Source organism: Granulicella sp. L60 (assembly GCF_009765825.1).
Taxonomy (GTDB): domain Bacteria; phylum Acidobacteriota; class Terriglobia; order Terriglobales; family Acidobacteriaceae; genus Edaphobacter.
The window spans coordinates 651555-671527 of record NZ_LMUR01000018.1 but is presented as its reverse complement, the minus strand read 5'-3'; the positions used below and the strand labels follow the sequence as shown (position 1 = coordinate 671527).

Genomic DNA, 19973 nt, shown 5'->3' with positions numbered 1-19973 from the left:
TCCATGCGGGACCCTCTCGTTTTGTTAATGCGGATTTGGATGGAGGATAGGTTGGGCGAGGCAGAGTTGCACGAGAATCCACTGGTACCGAACAAGAAGCTGCGCCAGATGTATGTGGCCATGGCCGAGATGCGTTTGCTCGATGAGCATGTCGCGAGATTGCAGGCTCGACGGAGGGCGCGGCGAAGGCTGGATTCTACGCATGGGCAGGAGGCGTGCCGCGTGAGCACGGCGATCGACCTTGGGCCGGGCGACCTGGTGAGCGACTCGCGGCCAGGTGTGGCGACGGAGTTTGTGCTGGGAGCGAAGATCGATTCCCTGCTGCGGCGCGTGGTGGAGCTGGGCGCGGAGCCAAAGGAGAAGACGCTGTGGCCGATCGCGAATGGTCTTGCGGGACGGCCGATGCCGTGGGTGAAGGACGCGGGTGATGGTCTGAAGCTGGCCGTGGGCGCGGCGCTTTCTTTCAAGACGTTGAAGCGGCCTAATGTTGTGGTGGCCTACGTTCGCGAGGGCGAGGTTGCGAAGAGCGTGTGGCGCGAGGTGCTGGAGCTGGCGGCGAAGCTGGAGCTGCCGATGATCTTCGTGATTCTGCCGGGCACGGCGAGAAAGAAGAAAGGCAAGGAGATAAGGCTGAGCGCGAGGTCGAGGGCGTACGGCGTGCCGGGAATTCCCGTGGATGCGAGCGATGCCGTTGCACTGTACCGCGTGGCGCAGGAGTCGATGGGGCGGACGCGCGGAGGTGGCGGACCGGTGCTGATCGAGGGCGTGACGCTTCGCGGCGTGGGCGCGGTGACTGACCCTCTGGAGCAGATGCAGACCTTCCTGCTGAGTCGAAAGGTCTGCACCAAGGCGTGGTTGGCGAAGGCTGGGGATTCGCTTCGCCGGCGGATTGAAGCAGTAAAGCTGTAAGGTGCTACGTGGACGACCAGTGGCTATCTGGATTAGCTATCGGATCAGATAGCTAATTCAGATAGCCGATCTAGTTCCACCCAACTAATCCAGGCAGCTCTTGAAGTAGTCGAGGGACTTTTCGAGTCCCTGGCGCAGGCTGATCTTCGGCTCCCAGCCGAGCAGCGTCTTGGCCTTGGTGATGTCGGGGCGGCGGCGCATGGGGTCGTCTTGCGGCAGCGGCTGGAAGAGTACATCGGTCTTCGAGCCGACGAGCGAGAGCACCTCGCGGGCGCACTCGAGGATGGTCCACTCGGTCGGGTTACCGATGTTCACGGGCAGATGCTCGTCGGACTTCGAGAGGCGCCGGATGCCGTCGAGGAGATCGGAGACATAACAGAAGCTGCGTGTCTGGGAGCCGTCGCCGTAGACGGTGAGGGTCTCGCCACGCAGCGCCTGCATCATGAAGTTGGAGATGACGCGCCCGTCGCCTGCCTGCAGCCGCGGGCCGTAGGTGTTGAAGATGCGGACGAGGTGGGTGTTGACGTTGTAGTAGCGGTTGTAGGCGACGACAGCCGCCTCGGAGAAGCGCTTGGCCTCGTCGTAGACCGAGCGCGGTCCGATGGGATTGACGTTGCCCCAGTAGGTCTCCACCTGGGGATGAACGGTGGGGTCGCCGTAGCACTCCGACGTAGAGGCGTGCAGGTATCCGGCGCCGTGCTTGCGTGCGATCTCGAGCGTGTTGATGGTGCCGGCGGAGCCTACGAGTAGGGTTTCAACGCCGAGGCGCGCGTAGTCGACCGGGCTGGCGGGTGAGGCGAAGTTGAAGACATACTCTACTTTGCCGGGATCGAAGGGCTTGCAGATGTCGTGCTCGAGCAGGCGGAAGCGGGACTCGCCGGCGAGGTGCTTGAGATTGTCGGTGTTGCCAGTGCAGAGGTTATCGACGCCGATGACAGAGTTACCTTCGGCTAGCAGCAAGTCGCACAGGTGAGAGCCGAGAAATCCTGCTGCTCCAGTGACAAGAATGGTGTCAGACATCGTGGTTTGTGCCTTTCTTCAAGAGTTCAAGAGGTGCCGCCGCAGGAGGGGGAGGTAGGCGCGCCGCGGGCATACGGCGCGCCGTGTTGTGGTGCGTTCTAACGAGAAGTGGCTACCGCAGTAAGGTCTCGTACGGGGTTGGCTGCGGGCCGTCCGACACTGAGATAGGTGAAGCCCTCCTCCGCCATCACATGAGGATCGTAGAGGTTACGGCCGTCGATCACGATGGGATAGCGCAGGCCCTTGTAGAGACGCTTGAGGTCGAGCTTGGCGAACTCCGGCCAATCCGTGAGGATGAGCAGAGCGTCCGCGTCGTCGGCTGCAGTGTAGGCGTCGTTCACATAGCGAAGATTCGGGCCGGAGGGCAGAACCTCTTCCGTCCTTACCGTCGCCGCCGGATCGAACGCCGCGATGGAGCAGCCCTCGCCGAGCAGCATCTCCACAATGTCGATTGCTGGCGACTCGCGGATGTCGTCGGTATCTCCCTTGAAGGCGAGGCCGAGGACGCCGAGACGCTTGCCGCGCAGGGTCCACAAGGCGGAGCGCACCTTGTTGATGAAACGCTTCTTCTGGTGGGTGTTGATCTTTTCGACTTCGGTGAGGAGGTTGAAGTCGATGCCAAGCTGCTCGGCCACGGAACGGAAGGCGGCGACGTCCTTGGGAAAGCAGGAGCCTCCGTAGCCGATGCCGGGACGCAGGAACTTGGGTCCGATGCGGCTGTCGAGTCCCATGCCGCGCGCCACCTGTTCCACGTTGGCGTCGGTCGCCTCGCAGAGGTTGGAGACGGCGTTGATGAAGGAGATCTTCAGCGCGAGGAAGGCGTTTGAGGCGTGCTTGATGATCTCAGCGCTCTTGGTGGAGGTGAGCAGAAGCGGAGGCGGCTCCTGTACGCTGCATCCGCCGGCGATGAAGCCGTCGCGTTCGTAGTACTCGCCACTGGTGAGGGGCAGGTAGATACGGTTCAGCACGGCGGCGGCGCGGTCGCTGTCGGCGCCGACGACGATGCGGTCGGGATGCAGAAAGTCGGCGACTGCGGTTCCTTCGCGGAGGAACTCAGGGTTGGAGACGACGTCGAAGAGGTGATGCGCGACTCCGTTGCGTTCCATCGAGCGCCTGACCCACTCGTTGGTGTAGACGGGAACCGTGCTCTTTTCGACGATGACTTTATAGGTTGTGAGCGAGCGGGCGATCTCGCAGGCGACAGCTTCGACGTAGGAGAGATCTGCGTCGCCGGTTTCGCTCTGCGGAGTTCCCACTGCGATAAAGATGGCCTCGGACTCACGCGTGGCCTCGGCAAGGTCTGTCATAAAGCGGACCTTGGTGTTGCGATATCGCTCCAGAAGCTCTGGAAGCGAGTTCTCGTGGATAAGCGTATCTCCACCCTGTAAGGCGGCGACTTTACGCTCATCGTTGTCGACGCAAATGACCTCATGCCCCATCTCGGCGAAGCAGACAGCTGCAACGAGACCTACATAGCCTGAACCCACGACGGCAATTTTCACACTTTGGCTGCTCATGCTTTGATGTTATCTCCGACTCATCAGGAATAATCAAATTTTTAAATATTTAAAGCTTGTAACTCGCGGTACTGCATCTTTTGATGCAGAAACCGGCACCATCTAATTCTTTCTTCTTACAGGTACAGTCGGTTAGACTATGAGTAATGGGTTCACAAAACACGCTGCCGCCACATGTGGGCGTTCCGGATTCAAGTCAGACTGGATTCAGCACGACGGTTACAGATACAACACTGTCCGAAGCGCTGATCACGCTGCGGAAGCGGAAGACGGTACTCATTACTGCGCTTATCCTTGGACTGGCCTATGGGATCTTCCAGGCCGAGTCTCAGCCGAAGCTATATGACGCGTACTCGCGTATCCAGGTGCGCTCCGGCTCGTCCAATGAATATCGCGTAAGCGCGGTGCAGGGATATACCAGCGATTCGGCGCAGAAGATGTTGACCGAGATCGAGATCCTGAAGAGCGATACGCTGATGCTCTCGGTGGCTCGCGAGATGGATCTCTCGAACAACGCAGACTTCCTCGAAAAGTCGAAGCCTGTTCCCCACACCTCGATCGACGATCCGGAGACGCGACAGAAGACGGTTCACCGCCTGCAGAGCAATCTGCACATCGCTCTGGTTCCGAAGACGGATATCATTCGCATCAGCTACGCCAGCCTGGACCCGAAGCTCTCCGCGGACATCGTCAACCGGGTCGTCAACGATTACATCCAGCGCAGTTACAAATCAAGATTCGAATCCTCGCAGCGTGTGTCCGACTGGCTCTCCGGCACCTTGAACGACCTGAAGCAGCAGGTGGAGACGTCGCAGGAACAGATGATGGACCTGCAACGGAGGCTTGGAATTCTGGGCTTCGATCCGGCGCACAACCAGATCGCAAGCTCACTCGACGACCTGGCCAAGGCTGCGGGCGAGGCAAAGCTGGCTCGCATCATCGCGGAGGCGCGCTTCCGTGTTTTGAGCGGCATGGACCCGAACAACATCGAAGGCTCCATCGAGACCACTCCCGGAACCTCGGTGGGCGAGTTGCAGATGCTGCGCGGACAGCTTGATAACGCACGCGCAAACTATGCACAACTGACTTCGACGCTTGGACCGAAGCATCCGCAGGCTTTGGCACTGAAGGCGCAGATCGACCAGTTCGTAAAAGAGATCGATGCCGAGCAGACCCGGCTGATGATTCAGGCGAAGCAGAACTTTGTGATCGCCCAGGCCAACGAGGCCCAGACCACCGCGGCGCTCGAGACGCAGAAGACCGACGCCTACAAGCTGCGCGATCAGTTGGTCGAGTACAACCTCCGCCAACGCGAGTTCGAGGCCAACCGAACCCTGTACGACAGCCTGCAGGAGCGTCTGCGCACTGCGAGCGTTCAGTCGGGGCTGGAGTCACTCGAGATCGACGTCGTCGACAAGGCGCTTCCTCCGGCGGAGCCTCTGCTCCGGCCGCAGTCGACGGTCATCCTTACCGCGCTGGTCTTCAGTCTGATCGGCGGCATCGTGGTGGCCTTCGTGATGGAGAGCCTCGACACCGGACTGCGCAGCATCGCGGAGATCGAGAGCATCACCGAGCTTCCGTCGCTTGCGATCATTCCGCGTGCGCGCCGCTCCTCGGTCGACCAGGCCACGCTGACCACGGCGCAGCGAAATATCGGTATCCTCACCCAGCCAAAGTCGCAGTTCGCCGAGGCGTTCCGCTCCCTGCGGACCTCGCTTCTGCTCTCGACCACGGGGCATCCGCCGAAGTACATCGTGCTGACCAGCGCTACGCCCTCCGAAGGCAAGACGACCGCGGCTAGCAATCTCGCGGCGATCCTGGCACAGAAAGATACGCGCGTCCTGTTGATCGACGGCGACCTGCGCAGGCCGAACATTCATCATCGGTTTGGATTGAACGGAAAAATAGGCCTGACGACTGTGCTAACCGGCGCCACTACGCTCGAGGCAACGGTGCAGAGCGTCCCCGAGATTCCGAACCTCGACATCCTTCCCAGCGGACCGGTTCCGCCCTTCCCCACCGAGATGTTGAGCTCCGGCGCGATGGACGAGATTCTGCGCCGGTGCGGAGAGATCTATAACTACATCGTCATCGACTCGCCGCCGATCCTCTCCGTCACCGACGGCGTGATCCTCGCCCGTCAAGCGGATGCGGTGGTGCTGGTCGTGCGTCACGGCAAGTCGAGCAAGCACGTCGTACGTCGCGCCCGCGATCTTCTGCTGCGCTCGGGTGCAACGATCACAGGAATTGTGTTGAATGCAGTGGATCTCAGCTCACCCGAGTACTACGGCTACTACGGCTACTCAGGTTACTCGTACGCCAGCGTGGACTCGGATAGCTGGGAGGCACAGACGACCTCGGGAAGCGAGAAGCGCAAGTCTGGGGAGACAGAGCGATGAGACAGGAACACCAACCTCTGAAGACAACAGCAGCCGCGGCACAGCCCCCCGCTCGACGTCCGTGGCTCGCGATGACGCTCTGTGTTGCGGCGATCGCACTCTGCAGCTCCGCACAGGCTCAGTTCAACGGCCCATCGCTTGGAATCAACACGCCGGTCAATCCGCCCGTGACGATTACGACCGACCCGGCGATTCTGCATCCCGGCCCTCGGGACTTCTATCTCGGCACCGGCGACCTCCTCACCATCCACCTATTCGGCAACGTCGACTACCTGCCGAGCGTGCGCGTGAGCCTCGACGGTTCGGTACAGCTTCCACTCATCGGCACCCTGCATGTGGCCGGCCTTACGCTGGCGCAGGCGCAGGAGCTGATCGCCGCGAAGCTCGTCGCTGCGGGCATGTACCGCGATCCCCAGGTCTCGATTCAGGTGACGGAGTCTCCCAATCAGATCGCCACAGTCATCGGAGAGGTGCACGGCGTCGTGCCGATCATCGGAGAGCGGCGTCTGCTGGACGTGCTGGCCGCGGTAGGAGGCGGCGGCGGACTTGCATCGGGCGGCCCCACCACTGTAGTCGTCGGCGGCGGCGGACTTCCCACGACCGCGAGCCACGTCATCACCATCAACCGTCCCGGTGTAGACGGGCCGATCAGCGTGGACCTCGGAACCGATCCAGCCAAGAGCGCACAGGCCGACATCCCAATCTTCCCCGGCGATACCATCATCGTCTCTCGCGTCGGCGTCGTCTATCTGCTCGGCGCGTTCAAGATTCAAGGCGCCATTCCCCTGCAACAAAACTCCCCGATGACGTTGATGAAGGTAGCGGCGCTTGCTGGCGGCCCCGGCTTTGAAGGCAAGTACAATGACCTTCGCATCATCCGCACTACCGGGCTCGATCGTACGGTGGTGAAGATCGATATCAAGAAGGTGATCAACGGCGATCTTCCCGACCCGGTGCTTCAGTCCGAAGACATCGTCTTCCTGCCGAGCAGCCCAATGAAAGCCGCGATCAAAAACGGCGGAATTCCGACCCTGCTTGGCCTCGCCTCTGTCCTGCTGTACGCGGAACAATCGCGCTAGACTCCCGCTCTCGATCCGCCCGACGCAACCAGCTTTATCCTCTCTATCTTTCAGAAGGCACGAATCACCTATGGTCTTATCGTCATCGGAGAGCGGCAGCGGGGGTAAGCCCAAGGTCAAGCTGGCTTATCTCGTAAGCCATCCGATCCAGTATCAGGCGCCGCTGCTGCGTAGAATCGCACAGGAGCCTGATATCGAACTGACCGTATTCTTCGGGTCCGACTTCTCGCTGCGAGCCTACCAGGACGAGGGCTTCGGCGTGAACGTAAAGTGGGATGTGCCGCTGCTGGATGGCTACCGTCACGAATTTCTTCCAGTACTGAAAGACGATGGAACCCAGACCGTGTTTACGCCGTTGAACTACGGCATCTTCAGCGCACTTCGCGGCCGCGCGGGAGAGCCGCCATTCGACGTTTTATGGACGCATGGGTACGCCATGGTCAACGCGATGCACGGCATCGTAGCGGCGAAGGCTCTGGGGATTCCCGTTCTGCTTCGAGCCGATATGTGGCTGCGCGATCGTCCACGCAGCGGCGCGAAACTCCTGGTCAAGAAACTCTTCTTCCAACTGCTGAAGTCGATGGTGAACGGCGTTCTTCCCGTCGGAACTCTGAACCAGGAGTACTGGGAGCATCATCTCGGAGACGATTTTCCTCTCTTTCTGATGCCATATGCGGTGGACAATGAGTACTTTCAGCGGCTAAGCACTGAGGCGCGCACGAGCCGGTCTGAGTTACAAAAAGAACTCGGCCTCGATCCGGAGAGGCCGGTGATTCTCTTCGCGTCGAAGCTACAGCAGCGCAAATACTGCAGCGACCTGTTGCAGGCCTACGAGATTCTATTAGCCAACACAACGGGCAATGCGCCTTATCTGGTGATCGTCGGCAACGGCGAAGAACGCACCGCGCTGGAGGCGCAGGCGAAGGCCGGCGGGTTGGACGGGGTTCGATTCTGCGGCTTTCGTAACCAGTCGGAGCTGCCGCGATTCTTCGACCTCGCAAGCGTCTTCGTACTTCCGGCACGCCACGAGCCCTGGGGCCTGATCGTCAACGAGGTCATGAACGCAGGCCGTCCGGTGATCCTCTCCGACGAGATCGGCTGCCAGCCCGACCTGATCGCCGACGGCGTCGAAGGCTACGTCTTTCCGGCGCGTGATGTGAACGCACTGGCTGCGGCGCTCCAGGCCGTCTTCGCCACACCACAACGCGCAGAGCAGATGGGACAGCGTGCGCTCGAGCGGATCGATCATTGGTCGTTCGAAGAAGATATCGTGGCGCTGCGCAAGGCCATCGCCCACGTAACCCACAAGCTGAGCGCGTAGAGAGACCAGCCATGACCTCTCCCACCCCCAGCGCGCAAAGCAATCCAAGTCGAAGGGTGAAGTTAGCCTATCTGGTGACGCATCCGATCCAGTATCAGGCTCCCCTGCTGCGGCGCATCGCGCAGGAATACGACATCGACCTCACCGTCTTCTTCGGCTCCACTTTTTCCGTGCGCGAGTACAAGGACAGAGGCTTCGGCGTCGGCATGACCTGGGACGTTCCCCTGCTGGAAGGCTATCGCCACGAGACTCTGCCCGCACTTCGCGACCACGGACGAACCGGCTTCGCGCATCCGTTGAACTACGGCATCTTCAGCCGTCTGCGGCGCGAGGACCACGGCCGCGGATTCGACGTGCTGTGGGTGCATGGATACTCCACGCTGAACGCGCTGCAGGGGATGCTCGCGGCGAAGGCGCTGGGATTGCCGGTGCTGCTTCGCGCAGAAGCTCGGCAGGGCACGCAGCAGCGAAGCGTGCTCAAGCGGGCAGCGAGACGCCTCTTCTTCGCAATCCTCAAACACCTGATCGATGGCGTGCTTCCGATCGGGAGCGCGAACGAGGCGTACTGGAGCCATCACCTCGGCGAGGGCGTTCCCCAGTACCTCATGCCGTACGCGGTGGACAACGACTACTTCCAGACCCGCAGCCGCGAAGCAGTCACAGGACGAGCCGAGCTACGCAACGAGCTGAGCCTCGACGCCTCACGACCCGTAATCCTCTTCGCGTCCAAACTACAGCCGCGCAAGTGCTGCGGCAATCTCCTTGAGGCTTACCTCCAGCTCGTACAAGGGATGGCAGCGCCTCCCTATCTCGTCATCGTGGGCGACGGAGAGATGCGCGCGCAGTTGGAACGGCGCGCAGCAGAGAGCGGCCTCGAGAGCATCCGCTTCTGCGGCTTCCGCAATCAATCCGAGATGCCGAGATTCTTCGATATCGCCTCCGTCTTCGTGCTGCCATCGCGGGACGAGCCCTGGGGACTGGTCGTCAATGAGGCGATGAACGCCGGGCGCGCCGTGATCGTTTCCGACGATGTAGGATGTCAGCCGGACCTGATCGAAGACGGCGTCGAGGGCTGCGTCTTCCCGGCCGGAGATATCGCCTCCCTGACCGATGCGCTGCGCCGCGTGCTGGCCACGCCTGCGATCGCGGCGGCGATGGGCGAGCGCGGTCTGTCGCGCATCCAACAGTGGGGATTTGAGCAGGATATTCATGGGCTGCGGCAGGCGATCGCACAGGTCACGAGGAAGGTAACGGCATAGCGTACAAACCCTTGCAGATACGTCGAGAAGGGGCGAATTCTGCTGCTATGCTCAAGAGGAAATCGGAGACTGATGCGAATTCTTCACATAATCGGAACCCTGAACCCGTCAGCCGGTGGACCCACCGAGTCGGTCAGGGTGCTGCTGAGCTACGGCCCCATCGGCTACACCGGCGAGGTCGTCACGCTCGACGATCCGTCGGCTCCCTATCTGAACGACATCGGCTTCCCCGTTCACGCGCTCGGACCCACCAACACCACCTACGGCTTCAACGCCAAACTGCTGCCCTGGCTTCGCGATAATCGCCATCGCTTCGACGGCGTCGTCGTCAACGGACTGTGGCAGTACTGCGGATACGCTGCGTGGCGCACGCTCGCAGGCAACACCCCTTACGTCGTCTTCACGCACGGCATGCTGGACCCCTACTTCAAACACGCGTTCCCCCTGAAGCACATCAAGAAGTGGCTCTACTGGATACCGGCGGAGTACTGGATTCTGCGCGACGCCTATCGCGTCCTCTTCACCTCCAAGGCCGAGAAGCGGCTGGCCGAGCAGAGCTTCTGGATGCACCGCTGGAACGCCTACGTGGTTCCCTACGGGGCCAGCGGACCCACCGGCGATCCTGAGGTGCAGAAGAGAACCTTCTTCGAGATCTGCCCGCAGGCAAAGGGCAAACGGTACCTTCTCTTCCTCGGAAGAATCCATCGCAAGAAGGGCTGCGACATGCTGATCGACGCCTTCGCGAAGGTTGCTGCGACCGATCCCGATCTGTACCTCGTGATGGCCGGCCCCGACCAGCAGCAGTGGAGTGCGAAGCTGAAGGCGACCGCAGAAAAGTCAGGCATCGCGAGTCGCGTCTTCTGGCCCGGCATGGTTCTGGGAGATGCAAAGTGGGGCGCGTTCTTTGGCTCCGAGGCGTTCATTCTGCCCTCGCACCAGGAGAACTTCGGCATCGCCGTCGCGGAGGCCCTCGCATGCGGCAAGCCCGTACTACTCGCCGATAAGGTCAACATCGCCGAAGATATCGCAGCCGACGGCGCGGGCCTGATGGAGCTCGATACCCCGGACGGCACTCTTCGCCTGCTGCAGCGATGGATCTTCATGACCATCGCAGAGCGGCAGCACATGGCGGAGCTCGCATATCAGTGCTTCCACAGCCGCTACGACATGCGGGAGAACGCCAAGGCCATCATCCGGCTATTTGGAACAGCCACAGTTCTTACCCCAAGCATCGTCGATCCGGAGTAGGTGCCACACCGATGCCAAAGCAGATTCACTACAACGCGGCGGAACACATCTCGGCGGACACAGCGGCGGACCCGTACCTTCGCCCCGCATTTTCCGTCAGCAACAGGCTGCACCGCCTGGTTTGGAACCTCTGCTGGGCTGTCTTCTATAAAATGTCACCGCGACCGTTACACTCCTGGCGAGCGTTTCTTCTGCGCTCTTTCGGGGCCAAGATGGGACCGGGCTGTCACTTCTATCCGGGGTCAAAGATCTGGGCTCCGTGGAATCTCGTATGCGCCGACCAGGTAACGGCGGGCGATGGAGCCGAGATCTACAATCCCGCTCCCATCCACCTCGGCTCGCATGCGATTCTCTCGCAGGATGCCTACGTCTGCGCGGCCACCCACGACTACGACGACCCCGCGTTCCCGCTCATCGCCTACGAGATGAGCATCGGTCCCTACGCCTGGATCTGCGCGCGCGCCTCGGTAGCCCCCGGCGTTAATGTAGGGGAAGGCGCTGTGCTTGGACTGGGATCGGTTGCGACCAGGAATCTTGAGCCGTGGACGGTCTATGCAGGGGTTCCGGCCGTAAAGGTGAAGGAAAGAAAACAGCATCCTGTGGAATCGCCAGAATCCCACGATACCGGGCGATCAACAGACTAACGCAGAACACTCGTTCCGCCTCAATCCGCCAATCGCCCTGTGTTGTTGAACGCCGCCAGCGATGGCGGCGGTTACGTTTAGCCGCGGAGCTTCGCCAGCAGATCGGTTGGATGAACCGGCTTGGCGAGAATCTCAAACTCATGGCCCTGTGTGCGCGCCTTCTCCAGCAGGTCGGCGGTCGCAGCCTGTCCCGAGAAGAGAAGAATCTTGCACTTCGGCAGCTTGTTGCGTGTGATGATCGCCGCTTCAATTCCGGTCATGCCGGTCATGATGACATCGCTGATCAACATATCCGGCTGAAAGCTGTCGAGCATCTCGATCGCCTTCTCTCCGCTGAAGACCGCGCGCGCCTCGAAGCCTGCCTGATTGAGAATAATTGCAAGCGTATTTGCAATAACCTGCTCGTCATCGGCAACCAGTACTTTCGGTTTGGATGCGGCGGTGGATGTCGGATCTGCCATGCTCAGTTTTCCCCAAAGGATGAGTCTTTCATCATCGTTTTTATAAATGTAACGTTCACAGGCGTCGCCTTACTATTACTGCCCACACAGTAATGATACGCTGAGCGCAGTGCTGGTTGACGGACAAACTACACAATTTACGGGGAACTTATATCGTATTACTGAAAACCTATGCAGACAGCGATTATCCGTGCCGAACGTGTCGAAAAATACTATGCGCAACCGAGCGAAAATCGAATCCAGGTCATCTCGCCGACCGACCTGTCGATTAGCACCGGAGAGATCGTCGCGCTGCTGGGTCCATCCGGCTCCGGAAAGTCCACTCTGCTGCGCATGCTGACCGGCCTCTCCGCGCCGTCTGCGGGCGAGGTCTACTGGCACGAAAAACCCATCGCAACCGCCGACGTCAATGTTTCTATTGTGTTTCAAAGTTTCGCGCTCTTCCCCTGGCTCACCGTCCTTGAGAATGTGGAAGCGCCCCTGAAGGCTCGCGGCATGGAGCCCGTAGAGCGGCGCAAACAGAGCCTCAAGATCCTCGAAACCGTCGGCCTCGACGGCTTCCAGGCGGCCTACCCCAAGGAGCTCTCCGGCGGCATGCGCCAGCGTGTAGGCTTCGCGCGCGCCCTCGTCGTGCAGCCCGAGGTCCTCTTCATGGATGAGCCCTTCTCCGCGCTCGACGTCCTCACCGCCGAGAACCTGCGCAGCGAACTGCTCGAGCTCTGGCAGAACAACACCATCCCCACCCGGGCCATCTTTCTCGTCACCCACAACATCGAAGAGGCCGTCCTGCTCGCCGACCGAATCATCGTGCTTGGACGCAACCCCGGCCACGTCCGCACCGACTTCAAGGTGGCAATCGAGCACCCGCGCGACCGCAAGGCGACCGCCTTCACCCAGCTCGTCGACTACATCTACAAGGTGCTCACGCAGCCCGACGCCCAGCCCCCCGCGCTCCCGCAGACCTCCACCGGAAAGCCCGTCCGCGACCAGCGCCAGATGCACTACCAGATGCTCCCCCACGCCCGCCCTGGCGGAATCGCCGGACTGCTCGAACTCGTCCTCGACCACAACGGCAAGGACGACATCTACCGTCTCGCCGACGACCTCGCCTTCCAGATCGACGACCTGCTCCCCATCGTCGACGCCGCGCAGCTCCTCGGCTTCCTCACCGTCACCGAGGGCGACGCTGCCATCACCGCCACCGGCACCGAGTACGCCAACTCTGAGATTCTCCGCCAGAAAGAACTCTTCCGCCACGCCGCCGTAGAGAACGTCCTGCTGCTGCGCCAGATCGTCCGCGCCATCCGCTCCAAGAGCGACCGCAGCGTTCCCGAGGACTTCTTCCACGACATGCTCGACGAGCAGTTCAGCGAAGACGAGACCCTGCGCCAACTCGAGACCGCCATCAACTGGGGCCGGTATGCGGAGCTCTTCGACTTTGACGCCTCCCGCCGTCGCTTCATCCAGTCCGAAAAATTCCATCACGACGTCGGCGCACCCTCCTCCACGGAGATCGACGCATGATGAGGTTGCCGCACAGCTTCAGCAACATTCGTGGACGGGAGACCCTTGCGCGGTCGCAGGTGCTGCAGCGCAGCTGGCCGTTCGTGCTCGATCTCTGCATCGCCGCGATCGGCCTCGCCTGTTTCTACGGCGTCGTTCGCATCGCCATGTTCTGGGCAGGCCGCCCCGAGCCCGGCATCGTCGTCTCGCTCAGCCCCCGCGCCCTTCCGCGCTACGCCTTCTACTCCGTGGTGCGCATCGGCCTGGCGTATCTCCTCAGCCTGTTCTTCGCCATCAGCTACGGCTACATCGCTGCCTACAACCGCCGCGCCGAGAAGGTGATGATTGCGATCCTCGACATCCTGCAATCGATCCCTGTCCTCAGTTTTCTGCCGCCCGTCATGCTCGCCATGATCGCGCTCTTCCCCACTCGCCAGCTTGGCGTGGAGATGGGAGCGATCGTCCTCATCTTCACCGGCTCCGTCTGGAACATGGCCTTCAGCTTCTACTCCTCGCTCAAGAGCATCCCCAGAGAACTAATGGAAGCGACGAGCATCTACTGCTTCTCACGCGTCCAGCGTCTACTCCAGCTCGAGCTGCCCTACGCCGCCATCGGACTTATCTGGAACTCCATCATGTCCGTCGCAGGCGCATGGTTCTTCCTCATGGTCTGCGAGATGTTTCACCTCGGCTCGCGCGACTTCCGCCTCCCCGGCCTCGGCTCCTACCTCCAGACCGCCGCCGACGCGGGCAACGGCGTAGCCATCGCCTGGGGACTCGCCGTCATGATCCTCATTATCGTCGCCACCGACCAGCTCGTATGGCGCCCTCTCATCGCCTGGAGCGACAAGTTCAAGTTCGAGCAGGTCGAGAGCAGCAGCCGCGTCACATCGCCCATCCTGCATCTGCTCACCCAGTCGAACGCCCTCCACAGCATTCGCCAGCACACCATCATGCCCCTCACCGAAGGCCTCTACACCCGCCTCGCAGACAGACGTCTGGCAAAGCTGCACCGGCTCACCGTGGTCAAGCCCGCATCCGGTATCCGAACCCTCGCCGTTCGTGTCCTTGCCCTCATCATCGTCGCCGTCGCCGTCCTCTACGCCGCATTTCAAGCCGTCGTCCTGCTTCGGCCTCTCCCGGGAGCGCAGTACCTTCACATCCTTCAGGGCGCGCTTGCGACCTTTCTTCGTGTCAACTTCTCTCTTCTGCTCGCCTCCGCCTGGACGATTCCCGTCGGGGTCGCCATCGGCTCCAACCCACGCCTCGCGCGCATCGCACAGCCCCTCGCGCAGATCGCCGCATCGGTCCCCGCGGCAGCGCTCTTCCCTGTTCTGCTGCTCGCGCTCGTACGCATCGGCGGAGGCATGGGCATCGGCTCCATCGCCCTCATGCTCCTCGGCACGCAGTGGTACATCCTCTTCAACGTCATCGCTGGAGCCATGGCCATCCCCTCCGACCTCAAAGAAGTCGCGACCCTCTTCCGCTTCAACACCGTTCAACGCTGGAAGACAGTCATCCTCCCCGGCATCTTTCCCTTCCTCATCACCGGCCTGGTCACCGCATCCGGCGGCGCCTGGAACGCAAGCATCATCGCCGAATACTTCCCCATCAAGGGACAGATTCTCCAGACCACCGGCCTCGGCGCAATCATCAGCGAAGCCACGGGCGGCGGCCAGTTCCCCGTCCTTCTGCTCGCCACCATCGTCATGGCCCTGATCGTCGTCACCACCAACCGCCTCGTCTGGCGACCGCTCTATCGACTCGCCGAGACCCGCTACAAACTCGGCGCCTAAAACCCGCACACCTAACCGTGAATCCGTTTCAAGAATCTCAGCGCGGACTCAGCGACCGCCGCCGGAGCCTCTCGATGCGGAAAGTGGCCGACGCCTTCCAAAAGAATCCGCTCATAACCATTCGAAAAAGACTTCTCTTGCCCCTCCGAGGACGATGGAAGGTCACAGAAGTCCGACGCACCGTGAATCATGAGTGTCGGAACTTCAATCCGTTCTATCTTCTTCAGTCTCGCTTGGAGCTGGTCGTAGCGCGGATCAAAATTCTCACCAGAGAGATAACGCGAGCGATAGGCATTCAACGTAATCTCTGCCCAGTCAGGATGATCGAAGTGTTTATTGGCGAAGCTGAACTCCTCCTCTTTGAACCATCCCTTCGGGCTCCATGTCTCCCATTGAATGCGAGCGAATCCAACAGGATCACGACGCACCGCCTCCGATCCTGCCGGAGTGCATTGAAAGAACTGGTACCAGAACTGCCTCGACTGCGTGAAGGTTCCTAAGTGAAATTCACCGCGCGGCTGGTACGCCAAAGCCAGAGTGGCGATGCCACGAACGCGATCTGGAAAGAGCGTCGCCACCGTATAGGCAATACGTGCTCCCCAGTCATGCCCTAGTATCGAGAACCGCTCGATCCCCAATCGGTCCGCCAGATCGATCAAGTCCTGCGCCATCGCAACCGCCCCCGCGAATCTAGGCGTGGCCTGAGATAAAAATTCAGTTGGATAAGACCCACGCAGAAAAGGCGCAATCGTCTTATATCCATTGCCTTGCAGCGTCGAAGCTACGCTCTCCCAGGATGCTGGAGCGTCTGGCCATCCGTGGAGCAGAAATACAGGCGGCCCGGACAGCGCGCCGTCCATCTCAAAGGCAATGTTCAAAAGCTCTGTCTGTTCGAAACGCATTAGCAATCACCTCACTGATATTCGATGCGGCCGGGGCGACATAGAAAAACACATGAAGCCATCGTTCAGAGTGGAGGCGCAGGAGGCGTCTGCTTGCGAAACGCAAACACCACCGCCAACAGCGGAGGCGCAAGCAGCACACCCCAAAACGGAATGATGATCCCCAGCACAATCGGCCCCAGGAACGCAGCCCACCACGGAACCTTCGTCGTGCGATGCAGAACGTACGGCCCAATCACCAGGCCCTCCAGAATTACGATCAGCCCGTAGAGCCCGAGCACCAGCCCCAGCCTCCACTCATCGTGCCCGCTGAAGGCCACCGCCAGCACCGGCCCGATCAGCGCGATCATCCCGCCGAACGTAGGAATAATCTGCAGCAGCCCGCCTAGAATCGCCCACATCGGCGCGAACGGAACGTGTATCAGCTCCAGCCCGACCAGCCACAGAACGCCGACGATCAGCGCATCCAGCGTAGCCGCCCGCCACCAGTTCAGCAGCGCACCGCCCGCCGTCTTCAGATTCGCGGTCGTATTGTTGTTTCGAATGTCCATACCAACCTGACCGTCCTCCACCGCATCAGACCTGCTAAAGCAGAACTATAGCTTAGCGCGCCCCTCCTATCTCAAACGTAGCTTCGGGCCAGTGTAGACACACACATCGGAGATTCACCAATGGCAGTCATGATGCAGGCTTTTTACTGGGATGCGCCGAAGGCAGAGAAGCAAGAGGGCAACTGGTGGAACACAATCGCAGAAAAGATTGAGGACCTCAACAAGGCCGGATTCAACGCCCTCTGGCTTCCGCCCGTCTCGAAGGCCTCCGACCACACCTCCGTCGGATACGACCCATACGATTACTTCGACCTCGGCGACTTCGACCAGAAGGGTGGCGTCAAGACGCTCTACGGCAACCGTGCCGAGCTGGAAGCACTGATCGCCAAGGCGCACGAACATACCATCGGGCTCTACGCAGACATGGTCATCAACCACAACTCCGGAGCCGATGAGGAGGAGGTCAATCCCCTCGACGGACAGAAGCGCTGGACCAAGTTCAATCCGAAGTCCGGCAAGTTTCCCCGCGACTGGAACTGCTTCCATCCCAGCCGCTATGAGCAGGTGATGATGGAGGGCGAAAACTTCGCCGGCTTCCCTCATCTCTGCCATCGCAACCCCGCCGTCTACACCGCCATGTTCGAGTACGCCCGCTTCCTGATCGAAGAGCTCGGCTTCGACGGCTTCCGCTTCGACTTCGTCAAGGGATACGGCGCATGGATGATCGGTCTGCTGGCCAAGTATCGCTACGTCAAAGACGACAAGGAGTTCACACCCTACGTCGTCGGAGAGATGTGGTCAGGCGGCGAAGACATCGAGAAGTGGCTCGACAAAGTAAACAAGATGACCGACACCCAGATCGCAGCCTTCGACTTTCCGCTGCGCTACAAACTGAAGGACGTCTGCGACACGCCGAACTACGACCTGCGCAACCTGACCGACGGCGGCGCGGTCGTGATGAAGCGCCCCCTGCACGCCGCCACCTTCGTCGATAACCACGACATGGGCGACAACGCCATCGTGAACGACAAGATGATGGCCTACTCGTTCATCATGGTGCACGAGGGCTACCCCAGCATCTTCTGGTACGACTACTACAACAACAGTCTCGCCCGCCCTGGCACACCCAACGGAATCGACGCCCTCATCACCGCTCACCACAAGTTCGCCGGCGGCGACTCCCAGATCCTCCACGCCGACCCCGACCTCTACATCATGCAGCGCGTTGGATTCAAGGACGACAAGGTCGATCAGCCTGGCCTCATCTACGTACTCAACAACCTCGGTGACAAGTGGTCCGGCACCTCGGTCAAAACCAAGTGGCCGAATCAGAAGTTCACACCTATCGCCTGGGACGGCCACGACACCGCCCACCCGGACGAGCGCACCACCGACGCCGATGGCAACTCCGAGTTCCCCGCCCCTCCCCGAGGCTTCGCCATCTACGCCCCGGCTTAGAAGATGGTCAAAAAATAAACTTCAAAAACCTGTCGTACTTTTAGCCGTTCGCAGACGTGGTGCCAAATCACCACGTCTGCCACGCTAATCACCACAACTCACCAGCAACAAACCATCAGTTTGCATGGTGGAAACGTACAAACCCCCTCTAAAACCGCACCCTCCACCACAACCCGCTTTTTTCTGCAAAACCATACCGATTTCAAGTCTCCATCGCGCAAAATGCTATCCTTAAAGCATGAAATTTGGCGTTCTGGTCTTCCCCGGGTCCAACTGCGACCATGACACCCACCACGTCGTCGAAGCGATCGCCCAGCAGCCTGTAACCTACCTCTGGCACGCCTCTGAAGACCTCCAGGGCTGCGACGCCATCCTCGTCCCCGGCGGCTTCGCCTACGGCGACTACCTGCGTACCGGCGCTATCGCCCGCTTCGCTCCGGTCATGCAATCGGTCAAGAAGTTCGCCGCCAACGGAGGCCTCGTCATGGGCATCTGCAACGGATTTCAGATCCTCTGCGAAGCCGCTCTGCTACCCGGCGCACTGATGCGAAACGCGCATCAACACTACATCTGCAAGCAGACCCACCTCCGCACCGAGACCGCCGACTCCCCCTTCACGCACGCCCTGAAACAAGGGCAGATCCTGCAGATGCCCATCGGTCACATGGAAGGAAACTACTTCTGCGACGCCGACACGCTGGCCACGCTGAAGAAGGAAGACCGCATCGCCTTTCGCTACGCAACCCCGCAGGGCGATATCAACGCATCCGCAAATCCGAACGGCTCGCTCGAAAATATCGCGGGTGTTCTGAACGAGGGCCGCAACGTGCTCGGACTGATGCCGCACCCCGACCGATCGAGCGAAACCCTGCTCGGCTCCGCGGACGGTCTCCTGCTATTCCAGGCCATGGCAGAGTCCCTCACCGCACTCGCTAAGCACTGATACAGCGCCGTGTACGGTGGTAAGCTTGCAACGCTATGATTGATATTCACCACCATCTACTGTGGGGCATGGACGATGGTGCTTCGAGTCTCGATAACTCGGTTGCCATGGCGAAGATGGCTGCGGCTGACGGCATCACGCACGTCGTATGCTCACCCCACGCGAACGGCCAATACGCCTACGAGCCCGGCATCGTCGCCGACAAGATTCAAGAGCTGCGGCAGCTTCTCGACAGCGAAAACGTAGGGCTGAAGCTTGGCCGCGGATGCGACTTTCACATGTCGTACGAGAACATCCAGGAGGCGAAGCTCGATCCGCAACGCTACAGCATCAACGGCCAGGGATACCTACTGGTCGAAGTCCCCGACTACGGACTGCCACGCGGATTGACCGATATCTTCTACCAGCTCCAGCTCGCAGGACTGACGCCGATCCTGACTCACCCGGAACGAAATCCAACGCTGCAGAGCGACCCAGAGCGGCTGATCGACTGGCTGCGCGGCGGGGTGCTGATCCAGGTGACGGCAGGCTCGGTGGTGGGCCGCATGGGCAAGCACGCCGAGCGCATGGCGCAGAGCCTGTTGGAGAAGCGCTGGGTGCACTTCCTCGCGACCGACGCTCATAACACCAGCTCACGGCCACCCAGGATGCAGGAGGCGTTGGACCTTGTGGCGAAGAGATACGGCCCGGACTATGCGCATCTGCTGTGCGTGTCGAATCCGCTGGCGGCGTTTATAGGCAAGCCGCTGCCGCCGCAGATGGAACCGCTCGAACTCTACGAGGATCTGAAACCGAAGAGCTGGTGGCAACGGCTTGTGGGCGGTAAGGACCGCTGAAGATAATGTCCTGCCGGACGGGCCGCTTACTCAGCGGGAGGTCACTTCGTGACGCATATACCTTGTCGTGGCAGGATCATCAGCAAAGTGGCCTCCCGCTGGTCGGCAATAGGCTAATCCCGACCAA

General features: G+C 60.7%; 17 protein-coding genes. 12 read left to right on the top strand and 5 right to left on the bottom strand.

Annotated features, from left to right (window positions below; genetic code table 11):
* The first annotated feature begins 3 nt into the window (after positions 1 to 3).
* Positions 4 to 909, top strand: a complete 906-nt coding sequence (locus tag GSQ82_RS13180) for a thiamine pyrophosphate-dependent enzyme (RefSeq protein WP_158792717.1) — start codon at positions 4 to 6, stop codon at positions 907 to 909.
* Positions 910 to 993: 84 nt separating this feature from the next.
* On the opposite strand, the gene GSQ82_RS13175 is transcribed toward GSQ82_RS13180, so the two are convergent.
* Together GSQ82_RS13175 and GSQ82_RS13170 are read right to left on the bottom strand one after the other, a co-directional pair.
* A complete protein-coding gene (locus GSQ82_RS13175; protein ID WP_158792716.1) occupies positions 994 to 1929 on the bottom strand; it encodes a UDP-glucuronic acid decarboxylase family protein in 936 nt (311 codons plus the stop codon).
* Between the two features lie 98 nt (positions 1930 to 2027).
* On the bottom strand, positions 2028 to 3446 hold the full coding sequence (locus GSQ82_RS13170) for a UDP-glucose/GDP-mannose dehydrogenase family protein (protein ID WP_158792715.1): 1419 nt from the start codon (positions 3444 to 3446) through the stop codon (positions 2028 to 2030).
* 146 nt (positions 3447 to 3592) lie between these two features.
* On the opposite strand from GSQ82_RS13170, the gene GSQ82_RS13165 reads away from it, so the two are divergent.
* The 6 genes from GSQ82_RS13165 to GSQ82_RS13140 all read left to right on the top strand — a co-directional run bounded on the left by GSQ82_RS13165 (position 3593) and on the right by GSQ82_RS13140 (position 11396).
* The gene (locus GSQ82_RS13165; RefSeq protein ID WP_158792714.1) at positions 3593 to 5845 is read left to right on the top strand and encodes a polysaccharide biosynthesis tyrosine autokinase; all 2253 of its coding nucleotides are present in this window, start codon (positions 3593 to 3595) and stop codon (positions 5843 to 5845) included.
* Positions 5842 to 6924 (top strand): polysaccharide biosynthesis/export family protein, encoded by a 1083-nt coding sequence (locus GSQ82_RS13160; protein WP_158792713.1) that lies wholly within the window; start codon positions 5842 to 5844, stop codon positions 6922 to 6924. The genes GSQ82_RS13165 and GSQ82_RS13160 overlap by 4 nt, the downstream gene beginning before the upstream one ends.
* A 70-nt stretch (positions 6925 to 6994) precedes the next feature.
* Positions 6995 to 8245, top strand: coding sequence for a glycosyltransferase family 4 protein (locus GSQ82_RS13155; RefSeq protein WP_158792712.1), 1251 nt, complete (start codon positions 6995 to 6997; stop codon positions 8243 to 8245).
* Positions 8246 to 8256: 11 nt separating this feature from the next.
* On the top strand, positions 8257 to 9504 hold the full coding sequence (locus GSQ82_RS13150; protein WP_158792711.1) for a glycosyltransferase family 4 protein: 1248 nt from the start codon (positions 8257 to 8259) through the stop codon (positions 9502 to 9504).
* A gap of 72 nt (positions 9505 to 9576) precedes the next feature.
* Positions 9577 to 10752 (top strand): glycosyltransferase, encoded by a 1176-nt coding sequence (locus tag GSQ82_RS13145; RefSeq protein ID WP_158792710.1) that lies wholly within the window; start codon positions 9577 to 9579, stop codon positions 10750 to 10752.
* A gap of 11 nt (positions 10753 to 10763) precedes the next feature.
* Complete coding sequence (locus GSQ82_RS13140; protein WP_158792709.1) at positions 10764 to 11396, top strand: putative colanic acid biosynthesis acetyltransferase; 633 nt, start codon at positions 10764 to 10766, stop codon at positions 11394 to 11396.
* Between the two features lie 77 nt (positions 11397 to 11473).
* Here GSQ82_RS13140 and GSQ82_RS13135 read toward each other — a convergent pair whose 3' ends face one another.
* On the bottom strand, positions 11474 to 11857 hold the full coding sequence (locus tag GSQ82_RS13135) for a response regulator (RefSeq protein WP_158792708.1): 384 nt from the start codon (positions 11855 to 11857) through the stop codon (positions 11474 to 11476).
* 171 nt (positions 11858 to 12028) lie between these two features.
* On the opposite strand from GSQ82_RS13135, the gene GSQ82_RS13130 reads away from it, so the two are divergent.
* Together GSQ82_RS13130 and GSQ82_RS13125 are read left to right on the top strand one after the other, a co-directional pair.
* Complete coding sequence (locus tag GSQ82_RS13130) at positions 12029 to 13381, top strand: nitrate/sulfonate/bicarbonate ABC transporter ATP-binding protein (RefSeq protein WP_158792707.1); 1353 nt, start codon at positions 12029 to 12031, stop codon at positions 13379 to 13381.
* Positions 13378 to 15156 carry an ABC transporter permease subunit gene (locus GSQ82_RS13125; protein ID WP_158792706.1) on the top strand — a complete coding sequence of 593 codons (1779 nt, stop codon included), beginning with the start codon at positions 13378 to 13380 and terminating at the stop codon, positions 15154 to 15156. Before GSQ82_RS13130 ends, GSQ82_RS13125 begins: the two co-directional genes overlap by 4 nt.
* Before the next feature lie 11 nt (positions 15157 to 15167).
* Here the strand turns inward: GSQ82_RS13125 and GSQ82_RS13120 are convergent, their stop codons facing one another.
* A complete protein-coding gene (locus GSQ82_RS13120; RefSeq protein ID WP_158792705.1) occupies positions 15168 to 16058 on the bottom strand; it encodes an alpha/beta fold hydrolase in 891 nt (296 codons plus the stop codon).
* 65 nt (positions 16059 to 16123) lie between these two features.
* Positions 16124 to 16609 carry an AI-2E family transporter gene (locus tag GSQ82_RS13115; protein ID WP_158792704.1) on the bottom strand — a complete coding sequence of 162 codons (486 nt, stop codon included), beginning with the start codon at positions 16607 to 16609 and terminating at the stop codon, positions 16124 to 16126.
* Between the two features lie 120 nt (positions 16610 to 16729).
* Here GSQ82_RS13115 and GSQ82_RS13110 point away from each other — a divergent pair, with 120 nt between their 5' ends.
* From GSQ82_RS13110 to GSQ82_RS13100, 3 genes are all read left to right on the top strand, one after another.
* A complete protein-coding gene (locus tag GSQ82_RS13110; RefSeq protein WP_158792703.1) occupies positions 16730 to 18067 on the top strand; it encodes an alpha-amylase domain-containing protein in 1338 nt (445 codons plus the stop codon).
* A gap of 238 nt (positions 18068 to 18305) precedes the next feature.
* Entirely contained in the window at positions 18306 to 19010 is a 705-nt protein-coding gene (purQ, locus tag GSQ82_RS13105; RefSeq protein WP_158792702.1) for a phosphoribosylformylglycinamidine synthase subunit PurQ, read from the top strand.
* Positions 19011 to 19045: 35 nt separating this feature from the next.
* Positions 19046 to 19846, top strand: a complete 801-nt coding sequence (locus tag GSQ82_RS13100; RefSeq protein ID WP_158792701.1) for a tyrosine-protein phosphatase — start codon at positions 19046 to 19048, stop codon at positions 19844 to 19846.
* Positions 19847 to 19973 lie beyond the last annotated feature (127 nt).